Raw genomic sequence first — 264 nt, 5'->3', positions numbered from 1 at the left:
ATCGGTCCTCGCCACTCCCGTCACCGTGGAGTATCCGGGCCATCCGCCGATGGCAGTGGCGGCGTTGACCGTCGGTCTTCCGGACGCGGCACACAGGTTCGAGTCGTCCACCGTCATGTGGCAGGACGAGGTCAGCAGCCTGGTGAATGAATGGGGCGAGCGTATCGAGACCGCCCTGATCGAGACGAACCGCAGTAGCATCGGGGAAAGGGAAGGTGAGACGGCGTGACAACCCACGGCAACTCGTTTCAAAGCCTCGGCAAC

General features: G+C 63.3%; 1 protein-coding gene. It reads left to right on the top strand.

Annotation, left to right across the window (positions count from 1 at the left end):
* Nucleotides 1-229, top strand: a 229-nt coding sequence (locus ACZ3HG_RS23975; RefSeq protein ID WP_465334904.1) for a hypothetical protein, incomplete at its 5' end; no start/stop codon positions are given.
* Between the last annotated feature and the right edge of the window lie 35 nt (nt 230-264).

Source organism: Erwinia sp. PME.40.26/001, from assembly GCF_055556675.1.
The sequence above is the reverse complement of the archived record's forward strand: the minus strand, read 5'-3'. Positions and strand labels throughout refer to the sequence as shown.